We start from the raw sequence: 4,502 nt of genomic DNA, 5'->3' as shown, positions 1-4,502 counted from the left end.
CGAGGTCGCGGGGATCGGGCTGGTGCTCGACCTGCGGTCCGCCGCGTACGCGGCGGCGTGGAAGCCGAAGGACGAGGTCGCGGGGCGGACGGCGACCGTACGGGTGCTGCACGCGCCGACCCGGAAGGTCGTCAGCCACTTCAACAAGGCGACGAAGGGGCGGATCGTGCGGAGCCTGTTGGCCACGTCGGGCGCGCCGGGTACGCCGGCCGAGCTGGTCGAGGCGTTGCGGGACTTGGGGTACGAGGTGGAGGCGGCGGCGCCCGGGCAGGCGGGGCGGGCCTGGTCGCTGGATGTGCTGGTGGACGAGATTCACTGAGCACCTCAGCTTTCAGGGGGAGCACGCGTTGCAGTGTGCGCAATGACCTTTGCGCGTGCTGCATCGGCTCGGCAGGATGAGGGCATGTCTTCCTCCTCGCTGCTCGATCTCGCTCCCGTCCTGCCCGTCGTCGTCATCGAGGACGCGGCCGACGCCGTACCGCTCGCGCGGGCGCTGGTCGCCGGGGGGCTGCCGGCGATCGAGGTGACGTTGCGGACGCCGGCCGCGCTGGAGGCGCTGCGGGCCATCGCGGACGAGGTGTCGGGGGCGGTGGTCGGGGTGGGGACCCTGCTGACTCCGGGGCAGGTGAAGGAGTCGGTGGCGGCGGGGGCGGGTTTTCTGGTGAGCCCCGGGTGGACGGAGCTGCTGCTGGAGGCGATGCAGGGGTCCGGAGTGCCGTTCCTGCCGGGGGTGTCGACCACGTCGGAGGTCGTGGCGCTGCTGGAGCGCGGGGTGCGGGAGATGAAGTTCTTCCCGGCTCAGGCGGCGGGCGGTACCGCGTATCTCAGGTCGCTGGCCGGGCCGTTGCCGCAGGCGCGGTTCTGCCCCACGGGTGGGATAGGGCTCGACTCCGCGCCGGAATACCTGGCGTTGCCCAACGTCGGCTGCGTGGGCGGGAGTTGGATGATCCCGGCGGACGCGGTGGCCGCGCGGGACTGGGGGCGGATCGAGGCGCTGGCCCGCGAGGCGGCGACGCTCAGCGCAGGTGGGACGTGTCGTTGAACAGCCGTACGCTCGCGTTGCCGTCCGCGTAGTACGCCACTGCGGAGAGCGATGCCGCCGAGAGTTCCATGCGGAACAGGGACTCCGGCGGGGCGCCCAGGGCGAGTTGGACGAACGTCTTGATCGGGGTGACGTGGGTGACGAGCAGGACCGTGCGGCCCGCGTAGACCGCGATCAGCTTGTCGCGGGTGGCGGCGATACGGGTTGCCGTGGCCGCGAAACTCTCGCCGCCGCCGGTGGGTTGGGCCGTCGGGTCGGCCAGCCAGGTCGTCAGGTCGTCCGGGTAGCGCTCTCTGACCTCGCCGAAGGTGAGGCCCTCCCAGGCGCCGAAGTCCGTTTCGCGCAGGCCCTCTTCGATTGTCACGTCGAGACCGAGGCGGTCCGCTACGGCTGCGGCGGTCTCGCGGGTGCGGGTGAGGGGGGACGCGATGATGTGCTGGATCGTGCCGCGGGCCGCCAACGCGGTTGCCGCGCGGGCGGCTTGGTCCTGGCCGACGGGTGAGAGGGAGGGGTTGGTGCCGCCGCTGCCGGAGAAGCGCTTCTGGGGGGTGAGGGGGGTTTCGCCATGGCGGAGGAGGACGAAGGTGGCGGGGGCGCCCATGTCTGCGGAGGCCCAACCTGCGCTGGGGGAGGCTACGTTGCGTGCGGCGCGGGTATCTGCGATGGCTTTGGCGGTAGTCACAGTTGCGGCCGGAGGGGGCTGGTCGCGCAGTTCCCCGCGCCCCTTAAAGGCCTCGCCTGAGCCTGCGTTGGAGGGCTCCGTGTGTGTCACAGCTCCGCGCCCCTTGAAGACCTCGCCTGAATCTGTGCTGCGAAGTTCTGCCGTTGAATCCGCCGCCGACCACTGCTCGCCGCGCTTCCCCGCGTCCATCGCCTCGTTGGCCAACCTGTCCGCGTGTTTGTTCTGCTCCCTCGGGATCCACTCGTACGTCACCCGGTTCGCCGGGAACACCTCGCCCGCCTCTGCCGCCAGCGGCTTCATGTCGGGGTGTTTGATCTTCCAGCGGCCCGACATCTGTTCCACGACCAGCTTGGAGTCCATGCGGACGTGGATCCGGGCGGAGGGGTCCAGGGCGTGGGCGGCGCGCAGGCCCGCTACCAGGCCTCGGTACTCGGCGACGTTGTTCGTGGCGACGCCGATGTACTCGGCCGCCTCCACCAGGGTCTCCCCCGTCGTCGCGTCGATGACCACGCTGCCGTAGCCCGCGGGTCCCGGGTTGCCCCGGGAACCGCCGTCTGCCTCGACGATGAACTCCCGCACGGCACAAGCTCCTTACAGGCCGGACTCGGACGTGCGCACCAGGATGCGGCGGCAGTTCTCGCAGCGGACCACCGTGTCGGGGGCCGCCGCGCGGACCTCGTTGAAGTCGGTGATGGCGAGCTCCTGGCGGCAGCCCTGGCAGGTGCGCTGGTAGAGCTTGGCCGCGCCGATGCCGCCCTGCTGCTGGCGCAGCTTGTCGTAGAGCTTGAGGAGGTCCGCGGGGATGGTGGCCGAGACGACCTCGCGCTCCTTCTCGGCCTTGGCCTCCTCGGCGTCGAGGGTCTCGGCGGCGGCGTCGCGGCGGGCGGTCGCGTCGTCGATCCTGCCCTGCACGGAACCGACCCGCTCGGTCAGTTCGGCGGTGCGCTCCTGCGCGGACTCACGGCGCTCCATGACCTCCAGGACGATGTCCTCCAGGTCGCCCTGGCGCTTGGCGAGGGAGACGATCTCGCGCTGGAGGTTCTCCAGGTCCTTGGGCGAGGTGACGGCACCGGAGTCGAGGCGCTGCTGGTCGCGGGTGGCGCGCTGACGCACCTGGTCCACGTCCTGCTCGGCCTTGGTCTGCTCGCGGGCGCAGTCGCTCTCCTCGGTCTGCACGGCCACGAGCAGGTCGCGCAGCTGGGTGAGGTCCTTGGTCAGCGCGTCGATCTCGGCGTGCTCGGGCAGCGAGTTGCGCTTGTGCGCGAGCTGCGACAGACGTACGTCGAGGGCCTGGACGTCGAGAAGTCGGATCTGGTCGGCGGGCGCGGCGTTCAGTTGGGGGCTCCCAGTGAGTCAGGTGTGGCGGCGGACGCCGCGTGGGCGGTCCAGGGGTCGGTGACCGTCTTGGAGACGTGGACCCGCAGGTCCCATCCCTCGCGGTCGGAGATCTCGTCGAGCTGGGCGGCGGCCAGCTCGCACCAGGGCCACTCGGTGGCCCAGTGCGCCGCGTCGAGCAGCGCGAGAGGGTTCTGGGGGTTTTGGGCGCGATCCGCAATAAATTCTGCGACCGGGTGGTGGCGGAGGTCCGCGGTGAGGAAGGCGTCCACGCCTGCCGCTCGTACGTCGTCGAAGAGGCTGTCGCCGGAGCCGCCGCTGACGGCGACCGTGCGGACCAGGGCGTCGGGGTCACCGGCGACTCGGATGCCCTGCGCGGTGGCGGGCAGGCGCTCGGCGGCGCGGGCGGCGAGTTCGCGGACGGTCAGGGGGTGGTCCAGCTCGCAGACTCGGCCGAGGCCCCGGCGGCCGTCCGGGTCGGTGGGGTCCGGTACGAGGGGTCGTACGACACGGAGGTCGAGCGCGCCCGCGAGGGCGTCGGAGACTCCCGGGTCGGCGCGGTCGGCGTTGGTGTGGGCGACGTGCAGTGCGATGTCGTGCTTGATCAGGGTGTGCACCACGCGGCCCTTGAAGGTGGAGGCCGCGACCGTGGTCGTACCGCGGAGGTAGAGGGGGTGGTGGGTGACCAGGAGGTCGGCGCCCAGCTTCACCGCCTCGTCGACGATCTCCTGGACCGGGTCGACGGCGAACAGCACGCGGGTGACGTCCTGATCCGGGTCGCCCACGACGGTGCCTACCGCGTCCCAGGACTCGGCCCGCTCGGCGGGCCACAGGTTCTCCAGCGCGGCGACGACTTCGGACAGGCGCGGTGCGGACTGACGGGATACGGGCTGACGGGGCACGGGCAAAGGCTACCTGGCCGCGCTGTGGGGCTGAACCGCTGAAGCAGCCGTAGACGGCCTACGGCCCCGTTCAGCACACCCGCCCCGGTTTCCTCAGGCGAATCGTTACTTGGCCACCCTTATGTGTGATGAGGCTGCTCATCGGTCCCACGTCCGTACGTACGAAAACTAGTTTCGTGGCCGGAGGTGACCGAACCATGACGGCCTGTGCGATCGAGCCCACGGCGGCGGACGAGGACGGGGACGAGTGCGGGGACCCGCGGACCGATGGTGCCGCGGGCACCGCGTGCGCGATCAGCGCGGACGGGGCGTACGCGGCCCGCCTCGCGCCGGCCGGCGACTGCCTGTTCCCGGAGCGGTGGACGCTGGACGGCCCCGAGCCGTACGCGGTGCCGCTGCCCGGCAACCAGCCGGAGGAGCCCGGCAGTGAGGTGCAGCCGATGGGCGACGGGCGGGTGCTCATCCGGCGGCTGGTGGACGGGCGGCACACGTTCTCGCTGCTCTACCCGACCGGCCCGGGCACCGGTGAGCTGCCGCTCGG

5 protein-coding genes and 1 pseudogene are annotated in these 4,502 nt (G+C 71.5%); 3 read left to right on the top strand and 3 right to left on the bottom strand.

Annotated features, from left to right (window positions below; all coding sequences use genetic code 11):
• Both yaaA and eda read left to right on the top strand, forming a co-directional pair.
• Positions 1-319, top strand: a 319-nt coding sequence (gene yaaA / locus R6V09_RS46760) for a peroxide stress protein YaaA (protein ID WP_317887549.1), incomplete at its 5' end; no start/stop codon positions are given.
• 84 nt (positions 320-403) lie between these two features.
• The gene (gene eda, locus R6V09_RS46755; protein WP_317887548.1) at positions 404-1,042 is read left to right on the top strand and encodes a bifunctional 4-hydroxy-2-oxoglutarate aldolase/2-dehydro-3-deoxy-phosphogluconate aldolase; all 639 of its coding nucleotides are present in this window, start codon (positions 404-406) and stop codon (positions 1,040-1,042) included.
• On the opposite strand, the gene R6V09_RS46750 is transcribed toward eda, so the two are convergent.
• The 3 genes from R6V09_RS46750 to R6V09_RS46740 are packed head-to-tail and all read right to left on the bottom strand — an operon-like array spanning position 1,017 to position 3,961.
• Positions 1,017-2,303, bottom strand: coding sequence for a bifunctional RNase H/acid phosphatase (locus R6V09_RS46750; protein ID WP_317887547.1), 1,287 nt, complete (start codon positions 2,301-2,303; stop codon positions 1,017-1,019). The genes eda and R6V09_RS46750 overlap by 26 nt on opposite strands.
• A 12-nt stretch (positions 2,304-2,315) precedes the next feature.
• A complete protein-coding gene (locus tag R6V09_RS46745; protein ID WP_317887550.1) occupies positions 2,316-3,059 on the bottom strand; it encodes a zinc ribbon domain-containing protein in 744 nt (247 codons plus the stop codon).
• Positions 3,056-3,961 carry a Nif3-like dinuclear metal center hexameric protein gene (locus tag R6V09_RS46740; RefSeq protein ID WP_317887546.1) on the bottom strand — a complete coding sequence of 302 codons (906 nt, stop codon included), beginning with the start codon at positions 3,959-3,961 and terminating at the stop codon, positions 3,056-3,058. Before R6V09_RS46740 ends, R6V09_RS46745 begins: the two co-directional genes overlap by 4 nt.
• Before the next feature lie 197 nt (positions 3,962-4,158).
• Between R6V09_RS46740 and R6V09_RS46735 the strand changes: the two are divergent.
• Positions 4,159-4,502, top strand: a pseudogene (locus R6V09_RS46735) (hypothetical protein); the annotation flags it as partial.

The sequence above is a fragment of the Streptomyces sp. W16 genome, assembly GCF_033194735.1.
Lineage (GTDB): Bacteria > Actinomycetota > Actinomycetes > Streptomycetales > Streptomycetaceae > Streptomyces.
Note: the sequence above shows the minus strand (reverse complement) of the source record. Positions and strands in the feature narration are given on the sequence as shown.

Coding starts and splice junctions, on each gene's coding strand:
- eda (WP_317887548.1), top strand. CDS start 404: ATGTCTTCCTCCTCGCTGCTCGATCTCGCTCCCGTCCTGCCCGTCGTC.